Annotated in this window: 9 protein-coding genes and 1 pseudogene; 3 read left to right on the forward strand and 7 right to left on the reverse strand. The window is 74.2% G+C overall.

Going from position 1 to position 15,242, the window contains the following annotated elements; all coding sequences use genetic code 11:
- Positions 1 to 26: 26 nt before the first annotated feature.
- The 5 genes from OHB09_RS10330 to hrcA all read right to left on the reverse strand — a co-directional run bounded on the left by OHB09_RS10330 (position 27) and on the right by hrcA (position 4,777).
- Positions 27 to 581, reverse strand: coding sequence for a hypothetical protein (locus tag OHB09_RS10330; protein ID WP_319119260.1), 555 nt, complete (start codon positions 579 to 581; stop codon positions 27 to 29).
- Between the two features lie 107 nt (positions 582 to 688).
- Positions 689 to 1,438, reverse strand: a complete 750-nt coding sequence (locus OHB09_RS10335; protein WP_093589427.1) for a 16S rRNA (uracil(1498)-N(3))-methyltransferase — start codon at positions 1,436 to 1,438, stop codon at positions 689 to 691.
- On the reverse strand, positions 1,435 to 2,517 hold the full coding sequence (locus tag OHB09_RS10340; protein WP_191853036.1) for a nitronate monooxygenase: 1,083 nt from the start codon (positions 2,515 to 2,517) through the stop codon (positions 1,435 to 1,437). Before OHB09_RS10340 ends, OHB09_RS10335 begins: the two co-directional genes overlap by 4 nt.
- 102 nt (positions 2,518 to 2,619) lie before the next feature.
- Positions 2,620 to 3,756, reverse strand: a complete 1,137-nt coding sequence (gene dnaJ, locus OHB09_RS10345) for a molecular chaperone DnaJ (RefSeq protein ID WP_006137464.1) — start codon at positions 3,754 to 3,756, stop codon at positions 2,620 to 2,622.
- A gap of 1 nt (position 3,757) precedes the next feature.
- Complete coding sequence (gene hrcA, locus OHB09_RS10350; RefSeq protein WP_006137463.1) at positions 3,758 to 4,777, reverse strand: heat-inducible transcriptional repressor HrcA; 1,020 nt, start codon at positions 4,775 to 4,777, stop codon at positions 3,758 to 3,760.
- Positions 4,778 to 4,940: 163 nt separating this feature from the next.
- Between hrcA and OHB09_RS10355 the strand changes: the two genes are divergently transcribed.
- Both OHB09_RS10355 and OHB09_RS10360 read left to right on the forward strand, forming a co-directional pair.
- Positions 4,941 to 5,771 (forward strand): MBL fold metallo-hydrolase, encoded by an 831-nt coding sequence (locus tag OHB09_RS10355; RefSeq protein ID WP_328921871.1) that lies wholly within the window; start codon positions 4,941 to 4,943, stop codon positions 5,769 to 5,771.
- Between the two features lie 31 nt (positions 5,772 to 5,802).
- On the forward strand, positions 5,803 to 6,609 hold the full coding sequence (locus tag OHB09_RS10360) for a DUF3097 domain-containing protein (RefSeq protein WP_167792593.1): 807 nt from the start codon (positions 5,803 to 5,805) through the stop codon (positions 6,607 to 6,609).
- Between the two features lie 124 nt (positions 6,610 to 6,733).
- Here OHB09_RS10360 and hemW read toward each other — a convergent pair whose 3' ends face one another.
- Positions 6,734 to 7,966 carry a radical SAM family heme chaperone HemW gene (hemW, locus tag OHB09_RS10365; RefSeq protein ID WP_191853037.1) on the reverse strand — a complete coding sequence of 411 codons (1,233 nt, stop codon included), beginning with the start codon at positions 7,964 to 7,966 and terminating at the stop codon, positions 6,734 to 6,736.
- A gap of 233 nt (positions 7,967 to 8,199) precedes the next feature.
- A complete protein-coding gene (locus tag OHB09_RS10370) occupies positions 8,200 to 11,235 on the reverse strand; it encodes a SpoIIE family protein phosphatase (protein ID WP_407077358.1) in 3,036 nt (1,011 codons plus the stop codon).
- 338 nt (positions 11,236 to 11,573) lie between these two features.
- On the opposite strand from OHB09_RS10370, the pseudogene OHB09_RS10375 reads away from it, so the two are divergent.
- Positions 11,574 to 15,229: pseudogene (locus OHB09_RS10375) on the forward strand (HAMP domain-containing protein).
- Positions 15,230 to 15,242: the final 13 nt, after the last annotated feature.

A 15,242-nucleotide genomic window follows, 5' to 3' on the forward strand; every position in this document is an offset into this window, starting at 1 on the left:
CCGGGCCGCGAGGACAGGGTTCCGGATCACTTGCCCTCCACGGGCCAGCAGGTGGGATCGCCGTGGCACCAGATGGTGCGGGTGGCGGTGACCGTGACGGTGGCGTCGGGGCGGCCGGGGGCGGAGGGCCGGTGGACGGCCGGCGGGACGGGGGTGGCGCGTGTCCCGCAGTCGCCGAGGCCCTTGACGCGGAAGACCTGTCTGCCGCCGACGGTGGCCCGCAGGGAGCCCCGTACGCACGCGCCGTTCACGGCACGGGTGACGCGGCCCTTGACGGTGATGTCCTCGCCCTTGTCGGTCTTGCCCCGGCAGTCGACGGAGGCGACGGTTTCGCGGCTCGGCGTGGGGGACCTGCCGGACGTCCTCGTCCCGTCGCCGTTGACGTCGGCGGTGCAGCTCAGCCAGCTGACGTCCACGTGCCGCCGTTCCAGCTCGTGGGTGGCCGTCAGGTCGGTGGTGTATCCGACGGACACCCCGCTCAGGGCGCCGGCTTCGCAGGCCGCGGCGGCACCGACCGCGAGCACGACGAGACCGGCTGCGGCCGTCACCCGCCCGGCCCTCGTGCGCCTCAATGCCCTCATGCGCGGCAGCCTGCCACCGTCCCCGACGCGGGGGTAGGGCGCATACGGCCACCCCGTGGCGGGCCGCACGCCCCGTGCGCCCCCGGGCGCACCAGGGTGCCCCGGGGCTACGACCAGCGGCCGGTGCGGCCGAGGAGCAGGGCGGCGGCCGCCGTACCCGCGGTCGAGGTGCGCAGCACGCTGCGGCCCAGGACGTACGCCTTCGCGCCCGCCTCCCGGAACAGCGCCAGTTCGTCGGCGGCGACGCCGCCCTCGGGGCCGACGACCAGCACGATCTCGCCCTCGGCGGGGAGTTCGGCGGTGGCCAGCGGGGTGCTGCCGTACTCGAAGTCGGAGTGCAGCACGGCCGCGAGGTCGGCTTTGGCCAGAAGTGCGGCAACCTGTTTGCTCGTCGCCGCGTCCGCGACCTCCGGGAAGCGCACCCGGCGGGACTGCTTGCCGGCCTCGCGCGCGGTGGAGCGCCACTTGGCGAGCGCCTTCTGCCCCCGCTCGCCCTTCCACTGGGTGATGCAGCGGGCCGCCTGCCAGGGCACGATCGTGTCGACGCCGACCTCGGTCATGGTCTCCACGGCGAGTTCGCCCCGGTCGCCCTTGGGCAGCGCCTGCACCACGGTGATCCGGGGCTGCTCCGGCGGCTCCTCCCGCACCCGCGCGAGGCCGCCGACGAGGAGGCGGTCCTTGCCCTCGGCCGCCGTGACGACGCCCTCGGCCCAGCGTCCCCGTCCGTCGGTCAGGACGACGTCCTCGCCGGGCCGCAGCCGCTTCACCGAGACGGCGTGCCGCCCCTCGGGGCCGTCCAGCACGAAGTCGGGGCCCGCCCCGCGCAGTTCCTCCACGAGGAACACCGGTGCCGTCATCGGTTCGTGCCTCCCGTGCGGCGGGCGGGCACGCCGGCCGCCGCCTCGTCGAGTTCCTCCGCCAGCAGTTCCACGAGGTCCGCGGCGGGCAGCGCGCGGGCCAGCCGGTGGCCCTGGCCCGCCCACAGCGCCATGCCCTGCGCGTCCTGGGCCGCCGCGGCGGCCCGGCGCAGCGGCGCGGTGAGGTGGTGGACCTCCGGGTAGGCGGCGGGCGCGTAGCGGCCGTGCTCCCGCAGGAACCGGTTGGCCAGGGCCCGCGCGGGTCGCCCGGAGAAGGCGCGGGTCAACTCGGTGCGGACGAAGAGGGGGCTGGTCAGCGCCTGCTTGTGCAGGGGGTGGGCGCCGGACTCGTCGGTGGCGAGGAAGGCGGTGCCGAGCTGGGCGGCGCTGGCGCCGGCGGCGAGCACGGCGGCGATCTGGCTGCCGCGCATCAGCCCTCCGGCGGCGAGGACGGGCAGCGGGACGGTCTCGCGGATCCGGGCGAGCAGGGCGAGCAGTCCGATGCCGGTGCCGTCGTTCTCCGGGGAGTCGCGGTGGGTGCCCTGGTGGCCGCCTGCCTCGACGCCCTGCACGATGACCGCGTCCGCGCCGCACTCCCGCACCGCGAGGGCCTCCTCGGCGGTGGTGGCGGTGGCGAGGACGAAGCTGCCGACGCCGTGCAGGGCGTCGACGGTGTCCCGGCCGGGGGCGCCGAAGTGGAAGGAGACGACGGGGACGGGGTTGTCGAGGAGGACGGCGAGCTTGGCCTCGTAGCCGTCGTCGCGCCCGCTGTCCCTGTCGCCCAACTCGGTCTCGTACCAGGCGCCCTCGCCGGCGAGCTGGTGGGCGTAGACCTCGACGGCGGCGGGGTCGCCGTACTCGGGCTGCGGGAGGAACAGGTTGACCCCGAACGGGCGGGCCGTGAGGCCGCGGATCTGCTTGATCTCCTGGTACAGGCCGTCGGCGGTCTTGTATCCGGCGGCGAGGAAACCCAGGCCGCCGGCATCGCTGACGGCGGCGGCCAGCCGCGGCACCGACACGCCCCCGGCCATGGGGGCCTGCACGATCGGGTGCGGGAACAGATCGGTCAGCGAGGACATGCCCGCATGGTGCCACGTCCCCCCGAAGAGTCCGAATCGACGGTTCCGCTGGGTTTTCCCCGCCCCCGGGCGCACCCGGGGGCGAGAGGGGAACCGGCCGGCTCAGCGGCCGTTGAACGCGTCCTTGAGCCGGGAGAACAGGCCCTGCTGGCCCGGCTGGAACTGCCCCGTGGGCCGCTCCTCGCCGCGCAGCTTCGCCAGCTCCCGCACCAGCCGCTCCTGCTCGGGGTCGAGCTTGACGGGGGTCTGCACCTCGACGTGCACCACGAGGTCGCCGCGGCCGCCGCCCCGCAGGTGCGTGACACCGCGCCCGTGCAGCGGGATCGACTGCCCGGACTGGGTGCCGGGCCGGATGTCGACCTCCTCCAGGCCGTCCAGCGTCTCCAGTGGCACCTTGGTGCCCAGCGTCGCCGCCGTCATCGGGATGGTGACCGTGCAGTGCAGGTCGTCGCCGCGCCGCTGGAACATCGAGTGCGCGGTCTCGTGGATCTCCACGTAGAGGTCGCCTGCGGGGCCGCCGCCGGGGCCGACCTCGCCCTCCCCGGCGAGCTGGATGCGCGTGCCGTTGTCGACACCGGCGGGGATCTTCACCGTCAGCGTCCGGCGGGAGCGGATCCGGCCGTCGCCCGCGCACTCGGGGCACGGGGTGGGCACGACCGTGCCGAAGCCCTGGCACTGGGGGCAGGGCCGGGAGGTCATGACCTGGCCCAGGAAGGACCGGGTGACCTGCGAGACCTCGCCGCGGCCGCGGCACATGTCGCAGGTCTGCGCGGTGGTGCCGGGCGCGGCGCCCTCGCCGCTGCAGGTCGTGCAGACGATCGCCGTGTCGACCTGGATGTCCTTCGTGGTGCCGAAGGCCGCCTCGTCGAGCTCGACGTCGATCCGGATCATGGCGTCCTGGCCGCGGCGGGTCCGCGAGCGCGGTCCGCGCTGCGAGGCCGTGCCGAAGAACGCGTCCATGATGTCGGAGAAGTTGCCGAAGCCACCGGCTCCGAAGCCGCCCGCACCGCCTCCGCCGCTCTGCGACAGGGGGTCGCCGCCGAGGTCGTAGACCTGCTTCTTCTGCGGGTCCGACAACACCTCGTAGGCGGCGTTGATCTCCTTGAAGCGCTCCTGCGTCTTCGGATCGGGGTTGACGTCCGGATGCAGCTCGCGGGCGAGCCGCCGGAAGGCCTTCTTGATCTCATCCTGCGACGCGTCGCGGCGCACGCCGAGCACGGCGTAGTAGTCCGTGGCCACCTCAGGACTCCGCCAGGATCTGTCCGACGTACCGTGCCACCGCTCGTACCGCTCCCATCGTTCCCGGGTAATCCATGCGGGTCGGTCCGACCACGCCGAGTTTGGCTACTGCCTCGCCGCCCGAACCGTAGCCGACGGAGACGACGGACGTGGAGTTGAGTCCCTCGTGGGCGATCTCGTGACCGATACGCACGGTCATGGCCGAATCCTTCGCCTCGCCCAGCAACTTGAGGAGCACGACCTGCTCCTCCAGCGCCTCCAGGACGGGCCGGATGGTGAGAGGGAAGTCATGTCCGAAGCGGGTCAGATTGGCGGTGCCGCCGATCATCAGCCGCTCCTCGGTCTCCTCGACCAGGGTCTCCAGCAGCGTCGAGAGCACCGTGGCGACCGTCGCGCGGTCCTCCGGTTCCTCGAACGCCTCCGGAAGGTCCTGCACGAGCTGGGGCACGTCCGCGAAGCGGCGTCCCGCGACCCGGCTGTTCAGCCGCGCCCGCAGGTCCGCGAGGGACGCCTCGCCGAACGGCACCGGGCAGTCGATCACCCGCTGCTCCACCCGTCCGGTGTCCGTGATCAGCACCAGCATCACCCGCGCGGGGGCGAGCGCGAGCAGTTCCACGTGCCGCACGGTCGAACGGGTCAGCGAGGGGTACTGCACGACCGCGACCTGCCGGGTGAGCTGCGCGAGCAGCCGCACCGTGCGGGCGACGACGTCGTCGAGGTCGACGGCGCCGTCGAGGAAGTTCTGGATCGCCCGCCGCTCGGGGGCCGTCATCGGCTTGACGCCGGCCAGCTTGTCGACGAAGAGGCGGTAGCCCTTGTCCGTGGGGATGCGCCCGGCGCTGGTGTGCGGCTGCGCGATGAAGCCCTCGTCCTCGAGGGCCGCCATGTCGTTGCGCACGGTGGCCGGGGAGACGCCGAGGTTGTGCCGCTCGGTGAGCGCCTTGGAACCCACCGGCTCCTCGGTGCCCACGTAGTCCTGGACGATGGCGCGCAGCACCTCGAGCCTGCGTTCACTGAGCACCGCGCACCTCCAGAAGGCCGTCCCCTTGGCGACTTCGTCTGGCACTCCAGGTGTGCGAGTGCCAGCATCCCCGGTCCAGTGTACGGCCGGGGGGTACGGCGCGGGCAAGGGCGGGGCCTGCGAGGCCGTGCCCGGGGACCGTCCTGAGGACTAGCGTCCCGGTATGAGCGTGCGGTGGCGGGACGGTGACGGGGGCGACGGGGGCGGAGTGGCCTGGGAGGGGGTGACGGCCCGGGTCGGGCGGTGCCGGCTGCCCCGCTGGGACTGCACGGCCGGGCTCGTCGTGGGCGGGGAGGCGGCACTGCTGGTGGATGCCGGGGCGAGCCTCGCCGAGGGCGCCCGGCTGCGCGCGGACGTGGCACGGCTGCTGGGCGGGCACGCCGGCCCCGCCGGCGAGGCCGCGCACGCCGGAGCAGGTACCGGTGCCGGCGCCTCGGGGCCGGGGGGTGTGACACATCTCGCGCTGACCCACCCCCACTTCGACCACGTCTTCGGTGCCCCGGCGTTCCCGGAGGCGGAGGTGTTCGGCGCGGTCGGCGTCGACGCGGCGTACACGCCGCGCGGACGCGGGGAACTGCGCGCGGACGCCGTGCGCAACGGCCTCGCCCCCCAGGCGGCGGCCGGGGCGGCGGGCTGCCTGGTCCCGCCCCGGCACCACGTCACCGGCGAGTGGACCCTCGACCTGGGCGGGGGGACGACGGTGCTGCTGGCCGACGTGGGCCCCGGCCACACCGCGCACGACCTCGCGGTGCTCGTCCCCGCCACGCCCTCCTCCCCCGGGGTCGTCTTCTGCGGCGACCTCGTCGAGGAGTCCGGCGAGCCCCAGGCGGGACCCGACGCGGTGCCCGCACGCTGGCCGGCCGCGCTGGACCGGCTGCTCGGCCTCGGCGGGGAGGACGCGGTGTACGTGCCCGGCCACGGAGCGCTCGTCGACGCGCGGTTCGTCCGTGCCCAACGGGACGCGCTGGCACGCCGCTTCGGCGTGTCGCCGTGACGGGCGGGGAGCTTTCCCTATCGTCGGTCGAATGCGCCAGTACTCTCCGGACCTCACCCCGCCGTGGAAGAAGCCCGCGCCCGTGCCGGAGGTTCCGGCGGACCCGGGACTGGTGGTGGAGGAGCCGGCCACCGGCTTCTGCGGGGCGGTGATCCGCTGCGAGGCCGGCACGGTGACCCTGGAGGACCGCTTCGGCAAGCACCGCGTGTTCCCGCTGGAGCCGCGCGGGTTCCTGCTGGAGGGGCGCCCGGTGACGCTGGTGCGGCCGGCCGCCGGACGGGCGCCGGCCCGCCCCGCGCGGACGGCCTCGGGTTCCCTCGCGGTGCCGGAGGCGCGGGCGCGGGTGGCCCGGGCGGGCCGGATCTACGTCGAGGGACGGCACGACGCGGAACTCGTCGAGAAGGTGTGGGGCGACGACCTCCGGGTGGAGGGCGTCGTCGTCGAGTACCTCTCGGGGATCGACGATCTGCCCGCCGTGGTCGAGGAGTTCGCGCCGGGCCCGGACGCCCGGCTCGGCGTCCTGGTCGACCACCTGGTCCCCGGCTCCAAGGAGTCCCGGATCGCGGAGTCCGTCACCAGCGCGCACGCGCTCGTGGTCGGGCACCCGTTCATCGACGTGTGGGAGGCCGTGAAGCCGGCCGCGCTGGGGATCGGCGGGTGGCCGCGGGTCCCGCGGGGCGAGGACTGGAAGACCGGGGTGTGCCGGCGGCTCGGCTGGGAGGAGAACACCGGCGCGGCCTGGCAGCGGATCCTGTCCGCGGTCCACTCGTACAAGGACCTGGAACCGGCGCTGCTGGGGTGCGTCGAACGCCTCATCGACCACGTGACCGTGCCCTGACTCCCGTCGAGTCGTTGACACACCGGGCCTGGCGGGCTGCTCTCCGCCGATGCGGAGGTGGTCCGTCGATCAGCTCGTCCACACGGCCGAGCAGCACCTGCTCCCCGCCGCTGCGGGGGTCCTGTCAGTCCACCAGGTCCCGCACCACCGCGTCCGCCAGCAGCCGCCCCCGCAGGGTCAGCGCCGCCCGCCCCGCCTCGTACGGCCCGGGGTCGAGCAGACCGTCCGCCAGCGCGCGCCGGGACGCCGCGAGCCCCTCCGTCCGCAGCAGGTCCAGGGGCACGCCCTCCCGCAGCCGCAGCTCCAGCAGGATCCGCTCGACCCGCCGGTCCTCCTCCGTCAGGATCTCCCGTCCCGCCCCCGGCGAGCGCCCCTCCGCCAGTGCTCCCGCGTACGCGCCCGGGTGCTTGACGTTCCACCACCGCACGCCCCCCACGTGGGAGTGCGCCCCCGGGCCCGCTCCCCACCAGTCGGCGCCCCGCCAGTACAGCTCGTTGTGCAGGCACCGCGCCTTGTCCGAGGTCGCCCAGTTGGAGACCTCGTACCAGTCGTAGCCGGCCGAGGAGAGCACCTCCTCCGCGATCAGGTACCGGTCCGCGTGCACGTCGTCATCCGTCATCGGCACCTCGCCCCGCCGGATCCGCGCCGCGAGCCGCGTGCCCTCCTCGACGATGAGCGCGTACGCCGAGACGTGGTCGGGGCCGGCGCCCAGCGCCGCGTCCAGCGAGGCCCGCCAGTCCTCGTCGGACTCCCCCGGTGTGCCGTAGATCAGGTCGAGGTTGACATGCTCGAAGTCGGCCGCGCGGGCCTCGGCGACGCAACGTTCGGGCCGCCCGGGGGTGTGGGTGCGGTCGAGGACCTTGAGCACGTGCTGCCGGGCGCTCTGCATGCCGAAGGAGATGCGGTTGAAGCCGCCCTCGCGCAGCGCGGCCAGATACGCCGGGTCGACGGACTCGGGGTTCGCCTCCGTGGTGATCTCCGCGTCGGCCGCGAGACCGAACTCCTCGCGCACCGCGCCCAGCATCCGTACGAGGTCGGCGGCGTCCAGCAGCGTCGGCGTGCCGCCGCCCACGAAGACGGTGCGGACCTCGCGGGGATCGTCGCCGAGGACCTTGCGGGCGAGGCGGACCTCGTCGATCAGCGTGTCGGCGTAGTTGTCGCGGGAGGCCAGCACACCGCCGGTGCCGCGCAGCTCGGTGGCGGTGTAGGTGTTGAAGTCGCAGTAGCCGCAGCGGGTCGCGCAGTAGGGAACGTGCAGGTAGAACCCGAGGGGGCGGGCGGCGGCGCCGGCCAGGGCGGAGGCGGGCAGGGCACCGTCGTGGGGCACGGGCTCGCCGTCGGGGAGAGCGGAAGGCATGCGTTCCATTGTCCCGCACGCCGGAGGGGACCGGTTCCGGCCGCCTTCAGCCCGGCTTCCGGCCGTCTTCCGTCCGGCTTCCGCCCGGCTTCCGCCCGGCTTCCGGACACCGTCCGGCCGTCTTCCGGCGGATGTCCGAAGGGCGTCCGCCCGTCGGCCCGGCCGCCGTCACGACCTGTTCGGCGGCCGGTTCGGTGGCCGAGGGGCGACCGGGCCGGCCGGGGGGCGGACCGTCACTCCGCCTGGAGGACCAGGAGGGCCAGGTCGTCCTCCGGCGGTCCGTCGCCGAAGTCGTGCACGAGCCGGCGGATCCGGTCCGCGACGAGTTCCGCGGTCAGGCCGGTGCAGCCGGCCAGCGCCTCGGCCAGCCCGTCGCCGTCGTCGAACTGGTGCGATCCGTGCCGTCGCTCGGTCACCCCGTCGGTGACGCACAGCAGCGTGTCGCCGGAGCGGAGTTCGAACGTTTCACAGTCGTACGTCGCGTCCTCCACCACCCCGAGCAGGGTCTGCGGCTGGGCCGCCGTCCGTACGCTCCCGTCGGGCCCCAGGACCAGCGGCAGCGGGTGCCCGGCGGAGGCGAGCGTGCAGCGCACCCCGCCCTCGACGGGCGCCAGCTCGCCGTAGAGCAGGGACAGGAACCGGTTCTGCGGGCCGTCGTCGGCGCCCAGGTCGGGGACGCCGGCGGCGACCAGGGCCCGCGCGGCGGCGTCCGAGGCCTCGGTCGCGTCGTCGAGGAGGAGCTGGTTGAGGCGGTCGAGGACCTCCGGGACGGCGTACCCCTCGCGGGCCAGCAGCCGCAGCCACGGCCGGGCGAGACCGATGACCACGGCGGCCTCGGGCCCCTTGCCCTGGACGTCGCCGATCGCGAAGGACCAGCGGCCGTGACCGGCCGGGAACAGGTCGTAGAAGTCGCCGCTCGGACCGCCCTTGTCGCGCGGTTCGTAGACGAGGGCGCTGCGCATGCCCGGTATCTCGGCGACCGCGCCGGGCAGCAGTCCACGCTGGAGGACACGGCTGATGGTGGCCTGGCGGGTGTACTGGCGGGCCGCGCCGACGGCCTGGGCGACCCGGCGGCACAGGTCCTCGACCAGCCCGGTCGCCCCGTCGGGGAAGCGCGGCACGCCGGACCGGCCGATGACGACGGTGCCGAGGGGGCGGCCCCCGGCGATCAGACGGTAGGCGAGCGCGGCACCGGAGGGGACGGCCTCGCCGGGGCCGCCCTCCTCTCCCGCCTCCCCCTCCGCTCCCGGGTCAAGTCCCGGGTCCGCTCCCGGGTCCGTCCCGGTGATGTCCCCCGGCGAGGGGCCCAGGGCCTCGGCGGGCCAGGGGATCGGCACGGGACGGGTGCGGGCGGCCTCGGGGAGGCGGGGCGGGTCCTTCTCCAGGACGCGGCGCAGTTCCTCCAACCGGTCCTCGTCGCTGTGCCAGACGCGGGCGAGCCGGGAGCCGTGCGCGGCCCCGGTCCCGGTGGCGCGCGGATCGGTGCTCTCGTCGTCCAGCCAGACGGCGCACCACTCGGCGAGCCGGGGCACGAGAAGCTGACCGGCGAGGGCGGCGACCAGGTCCTCGTCGAGCTGCCCGGCCAGCAGGTCGGAGGCCTCGGCGAGGAAGGAGAGGGCGCCCCGGTCGAGCCAGTCCTGCTCCGGCCCCTCGGCCGGCTCCGGCCTGGTGGACGGAACGGGCGGACGGGACGGGGCGGTTGCGTCGGACGTGCGGGGCGGGCCGGGTGTGCCGGACGCGTCCGAGGAGTCGGGCGGGCCGGAGGGGTCGGACGTGCCGGACGTGCCCGGGGAGTCGGACGTGCCCGAGGGGTCGGACGTGCTCCGGGAGTCGGACGGGCTCCGGGAGTCGGACGGGCCCGAGGGGCAGGACGGGCCCGAGGGGCAGGACGGGCCCGAGGGGCAGGACGGGCCCGAGGGGCAGGACGGGCCCGAGGGGCAGGACGGGCCCGGTGCGCCGGATGTGTCCGACGAGCCCGGTGTGTCCGACGAGCCGGGTGTGCCGGGCGAGCCGGGCGGGCCGCCCACGACCGGCGGTTCGTCCGGCCGGGAGGCCGGTGGGGGGCCGTCCGCGGAGGGCGGTTCCGCCGGTCCGGGACGGGCGCCGGCCGTGGCCGCCGGGGCCGGCTCCGCGGCGGCAGGCGCACCGGGCACGGCCTCCGTGTCCGCCGTGTCCGCCATGTCCGCCTTGCTTGCCTGGCCCGCCCCGCTCGCCCGGCCCGCCGTTCCTGCCTGTTCTGCCGTGTCTGCTGTGACGGCCCCCGCCGTGCCTGCCGTCCCTGGCGCGTCTGCCGCGCCCGGCGCGCCTGCCGCCACCGTGGAGGCCGAGGTGCCCGCCGTCACCGCGGCGGGCGGCGTGACCGCTCCCGCGACGGGGGCCGGGGCCTCCGCCATGCGCCCGCCCGCCGCGTCCCGCGTCCCGGGCGGCCCCTCACCGGCGATCCCGAGGCCCCCGGGCAGCCTGGCCCATACGCACTTGCTGCCCCGACGGTAGGTGATGCCCCATTCCTGGGTCAGCGCGGCGACGAGCCGGAGCCCCCGGCCGTACTCCGGAGTGCCGTGGGTCCGGGAGCCCTCGTCCCGTACGGACCGGGAGGGGTGGCGGTCCGAGACCTCCACGACGAGCGCCGCGTACCCGGTCGCCCCGCAGCCACCGGTGGCCGTCTCCGCGTCCGCCCCGTCGCCGTACGGCCCGCGCGTTCCGGCCTCCGGCCGGTCACCCACGCCCTCGGCGTTCCCGGGATCGCCGGGGTCCGGAGGCACCCCCGCCCGGAGGGACCCGGCCTCCGACAGCGGACCGGTGTCCCGCGGCGGACCGCCGTCCGCGAGCGGATCCAGGCACTCGATCACCTCGAGCGGCCCGACCGCCTCCACCGTGCCCCCGGCACGCTCCCCGGCCCCGGTCCCGGCCGAGGTCCCGAAGTCCCCGGCGTCCCCGTGGTTCCCCGGCATCCCGAGGTTCTCCGACTTCCCGAGATTCCCGAACGTCCCGAACTCCTCGGCGCCGGCGCACTCGGCGTACTCGAGGCGGCACTCCACGCCCACGTCCGTGCCCGCGTGCACCACGGCGTTGGTGACCAGTTCGCTCACCACCACCTCGGCGTCGTCGCACAGCCGGTCCGTCAGCGACCCGGCGCCGGGCAGCGCGCGGGCCGTCCACGCGGCGAGGGTCTCGCGGACGAAGCGGCGCGCGGCGCCCGGCGCGAGCGCCCCGCCGGGCAGCGAGGTGCGCGCCACCGTGCGCCACCCGGCGCTCCCGTACGCGCCCACGACGGACACACCGTCATCCGTGGGGAAGGTTCCCTCGGATGCGGCCGACGCGGCGGACGGACGGGCCCAGGTGTCCCGTTGTGTGGGAATGGCCCCCATGGACAGCTCCCGGAGCAGTCGGTCGAATTCGCCTGTACCGATGCGGACAGAGTGACAGACTGGCCCCGGCCATAAGCGCCGAGTTACCGAAGTGGGCCGCCATGAGTGAGAACAGTGCTACGGATGCGCTCCAAAACGGGCTGAAAAACGATCAATTTCGAGCAGTCGATCAGGAATCGGTCCCGGCATCCCCGCAGACGCCGATCACCCCCGCCGCCCTGCGGCCCCTTCTCTCCGCTCTGACGGCCGTCCGGGACGGTGATTTCCACCGGGCCGCGCAGGACGTGGCCCCCGGTCACGGGCATGTCGCTCTCGCCGAGCTCAGCGCGGTCCTCCGCCAGATCGTGGACCGGGAGGCGCACTTCGGGCGCGAGCTCCGGCGCGTACGCCGGGAACTGGTCCGCCACGGACGGCTCGACGAACGACTTTCGGCCAGTCCGGGCCTCGGCGACTGGGCCTCCCGGGTCGACGAGGTCAACGAGGTGCTGGACGCCCTGGCGGCCCCCGTGGCGAACGCCACCCGCGTGCTGGACGCGGTGGCGGGCGGCGATCTCGGCGGGCGGGTCGACCTGCACGACGGGACCCGCCCCCTGCGCGGCGATCTGCACCGACTCGGCCGCGCCGTCAACAGGATGGCCGACCAGCTCTCGCTGTTCACCGGTGAGGTGACCCGGGTGGCCCGCGAGGTCGGCACCGAGGGCAAGCTCGGCGGCCGGGCGAGGGTGCGGGGCCTGTCCGGCAGCTGGCGGGACGCGGCGGAGGCGGTCGACGCGATGGCCTCGCGGCTGACCGCGCAGGTCCGTGACATCGCGCTGGTCACCACCGCGGTGGCGCGCGGCGACCTGACCCGCACGGTGACGGTCGAGGCGACCGGCGAACTGCTGGAGCTGAAGCTCACCGTCAACACGATGGTGGAGCAACTGTCCGCCTTCGCCGAGGAGGTGACGCGTGTGGTCCGCGAGGTCGGCACCGAGGGCAAGCTCGGCGGTCGCGCGCAGGTGCGGGGCGTGTCGGGGGTCTGGAAGGACCTCACCGACAACGTCAACTTCATGGCCGCGAACCTCACCGATCAGGTGCGCAACATCGCCCAGGTGACCACGGCCGTCGCCAACGGCGATCTGTCGAAGAAGATCACCGTCGACGCGCGCGGGGAGATCCTGGAGCTGAAGGGCACCGTCAACACGATGGTGGAGCAGCTGAGGGCCTTCGCGGACGAGGTGACTCGGGTGGCGCGCGAGGTCGGCACGGACGGGCGGCTGGGCGGCCTGGCCCAGGCACAGGGTGTGTCGGGGGTGTGGCGGGACCTCACCGACAGCGTCAACTACATGGCCGACAACCTCACCTCCCAGGTGCGCAACATCGCCCAGGTCGCCACCGCGGTGGCCTCCGGCGATCTGTCGAAGAAGATCGATGTGGACGCGTGTGGCGAGATCCTCGAACTGAAGAACACCATCAACACGATGGTGGACACCCTCTCCTCCTTCTCCTCCGAGGTGACCCGGGTCGCCCGCGAGGTGGGCAGCGAGGGGCAGCTCGGCGGCCAGGCCCGGGTCGAGGGCGTGTACGGCACCTGGAAGCGGCTCACGACGAGCGTGAACGAACTGGCCTCGAATCTGACCACTCAGGTACGGGCGATCGCCGAGGTCGCCTCGGCGGTGGCGCAGGGCGACCTGTCACGTTCCATCACGGTGGAGACGCGCGGCGAGGTCTCCGAACTCAAGAACAACATCAACCTGATGGTGGCCAACCTGCGGGAGACCACGCGTGCCAAGGACTGGCTGGAGTCCAACCTGGCCCGGCTCGCGGCGCTGATGCAGGGCCACCGGGACCTGATGGAGGTCGCCGACCTCATCCTCCGCGAGCTGACCCCGCTGGTGAACGCCCAGTACGGGGCCTTCTTCCTGGCGGACCCGGCCGAGAACGGGGCGGCGCGGGACACCGCCGTACCCGCCAAGGGGCTCGCCTTCATCGCGGGCTACGGGGCGGCGCAGGAGGCCACCATGGAGACCGGCGGGCTCCCGGTGCACGGGCTGGTGCGGCAGGCGGCGCGGGAGAAGAAGCGGATCCTGGTGGAGGAGGCGCCGCCCGGCTACATCAAGATCGGCAGCGGGCTGGGCGAGGCGGCCCCGGCCGGCGTCGTCATCATCCCGATCCTGTTCGAGGACAAGCTCCTCGGCGTGATCGAACTGGCCTCGTTCTCGCGCTTCTCGGATGTGCATCTGGCCTTCTTCGACCAGTTCGTGCACACGATCGGCGTCGCCATCAACACCATCATCGCCAATTCACGCACCGAGTCGCTGCTCGGCGAGTCCCAGCGGCTCGCGACGCAGTTGCAGGAGCGCTCCGACGAACTGCAGCGCCAGCAGGCCGAGCTGCGGCGCTCGAACGCCGCGCTGGAGGAGAAGGCGTCGCTGCTCGCGACGAGTTCGCAGTACAAGTCGGAGTTCCTCGCCAACATGTCGCACGAGCTGCGCACCCCGTTGAACTCCCTGCTCATCCTGGCCCGGCTGCTCGCCGACAACACCCCGACGGCCATCTGACCGACCAGGAAGTGCACTTCGCGCAGACCATCCACCGCTCCGGCTCCGACCTGCTCCAGCTCATCAACGACATCCTGGACCTGTCGAAGATCGAGGCCGGCCGGATGGACGTCCGCCCCAAGCGGCTGCCGCTGATGAAGCTGCTCGACTACGTCCACGCCGTCTTCCGTCCCCTCACCCTGGACCGGGGCCTCGCCTTCGAGATCGCGGTCGGCGAGGACGTTCCGCGGGAGATGTTCTCCGACGAGCAGCGGCTCCAGCAGATCCTGCGCAACCTGCTGTCCAACGCGATCAAGTTCACCGCCTCGGGTCGGGTCGAGCTGCGCGTCAACCGGGTGCACGACCCCGAACACCGCCCCGCGGACGGCGACGAGACAGGATCCGCGTCCGGCTCCGGGTCCGCGTCCGCGTCCGGCGAGGGCGTGATCGCCTTCGCGGTCTCCGACACCGGCATCGGCATCGCCCCGGAGAAACTCCCGGTGATCTTCGAGGCCTTCCAGCAGGCGGACGGCACCACCCACCGCAAGTACGGCGGCACGGGCCTCGGCCTGTCCATCAGCCGGGAGATCGCGGGTCTGCTGGGCGGCCGCATCACCGCGGCCAGCCGGCCGGGCAAGGGCTCGACCTTCACGCTGTACGTGCCCGTAACCTGCCCCGGCCACGCGGCGGGCCGCGCCGCGCCGGAAGCGTCCGCGGACCCCGGCCCTCCGTCGGCCAGGCACCCGGCCCCGCTGCCGCACCCCGCCCCCGCCCTCGCGCCCGCCCCCGACCGGGACGGTGTCCGCAAGGACGCCCGCCGCCTCGAGGAATGGGCCTCGGGCCGGGCCGGCCGGGTGCTGCGGGGCCGACCGGTGCTGATGGTGGACGACGACATCCGCAACGTCTTCGCGCTCACCCATGTCCTCGGCCGGGTCGGCATGCCGGTGCTCTACGCGGAGAACGGCCGGGAGGCCCTCGAGACGCTCGAACGTCACCCGGACGTCGAGCTGATCCTGATGGACATCATGATGCCGGAGATGGACGGCTACGAGACGATCGCCGCCCTCCGCGACATCCCGCGCTGGGCGGAGGTGCCCGTCCTCGCGCTCACCGCCAAGGCGATGCACGGCGACCGCGAGGAGTCCCTCGCCCACGGCGCCGACGAGTACGTCCCCAAACCGGTGGATGTCGACAGGCTGTTGACGGTGATGTGCGCCCTGCTCGACCGGCGGAGCGACGAGGGCGACGGCCACGGCGACGAGGGCACGGGCACGGACGCGGGCACGGACCAGGAGGGGCGCGGTGACGGACGCGGAGACGCGAAGGAGGCGGCCTGCGCCGGACCGGGGGCCGGCCGGGAGGCGAGCGAGGGATGAGGGACACGGCGAG

It is taken from the genome of Streptomyces griseoaurantiacus (assembly GCF_036189845.1).
In the GTDB taxonomy this organism is placed as follows: Bacteria; Actinomycetota; Actinomycetes; order Streptomycetales; family Streptomycetaceae; genus Streptomyces; species Streptomyces griseoaurantiacus.